The organism is Treponema sp. R80B11-R83G3 (assembly GCF_054786115.1).
The window spans coordinates 1-1,176 of sequence record NZ_BDHF01000243.1 but is presented as its reverse complement, the minus strand read 5'-3'; the positions used below and the strand labels follow the sequence as shown (position 1 = coordinate 1,176).

Genomic DNA, 1,176 nt, shown 5'->3' with positions numbered 1-1,176 from the left:
GAATCTTACGGGACGAAGTGGCTTGTCGCGGAGACTACGGCTAACGTAGATATTGGATTGATAGCGCAGGAAGTTAGCGATCCTAATTATTGGTTAGGCGTTATTTTTGAATAATATTAAAGATATTTCACACACGTTAATTTAACGCACGGTGTAACCGTGTGGATGAAAAACGCCGCTGTTTACAATAAAAGCAAGGCTGACTTTAGGCAGCCGACAGTGCGCAGATCACGAAGGTAAAAAGATCACAAAGAAGAAGCATATGTTTTTTAACACGCTATATGTTGGGGTGGTCGGGAATATTACGACACTACCAAAAAGTTGTGACAGTTACCGTTGAGGTTAACCAGCATTAATTATTCCATGAAATAGCCCTGAGCTTCAAAAAAATCTTCTTTCTTTTGAAGCCGCTCTATAATTTCTTCTTTAGTTAAACCTTGGTTTAATAATTCAATAAAATAATTCCTATATTCTTCGCGCATCTCTTCACATGCGACTTCTATTGCCTCATCCTGATTCCATTCCGTCAACAGCATATTGTATACCTCCGCCCCATGGGCTTCCAAATATTCCTTCAATATGTTCTTCTTTATACAATAGTTTATCGCATTTCTTACACCTTTTTCAAGCGAATTTTCTTTCTTCTGGTATTCGCGAATCTTATCCACAAAGATACTGTAACTGTCCAAGGTTTCGCATTTTTTTAAAATTTCGGGATTATGCCCGTGGTTCACGTTGTAGACATGTACTATTAATTCCAATGGTATTTTATCAGAATCCGTTAATTTAAAACCTTTAATGTCTTTAAAAGCATTGGAAAGCCTGAGTTCCTTGTAATCTGGGTATTTATACTTGCCGTTGTAAAGGACGATAAATTCAGGCGTAGGGATTTTTTCAAGCTTGGCCTGGTACAGTTTCTTTCGGCTGACTATTTTTTCATATAAACGGGCAATGTACATTAGCAGCCTAAGGGGGATGTTGTCATTAATTGACGATTGGTGTTCAATCAGCACGACAAGACGGTTGTCAATGATGAAAGACACGTCGTTAATTTGATCTTTGTAAAGAATGTCCGTTAGCGTGTTAATGTCGATGGGGGTATCAGGCGGGATAGGGACATTTTCTATCGCCGAGTAGAGTTCCCTCAAGACATCCGGGTCGCTGAACAGCGAAGAA

1 protein-coding gene is annotated in these 1,176 nt (G+C 39.2%); it reads right to left on the bottom strand.

Annotated features, from left to right (window positions below):
- Positions 1-356: 356 nt before the first annotated feature.
- On the bottom strand, positions 357-1,176 hold an 820-nt coding region (locus tag ACYVRH_RS13020), incomplete at its 5' end, for an Rpn family recombination-promoting nuclease/putative transposase (protein ID WP_461257327.1).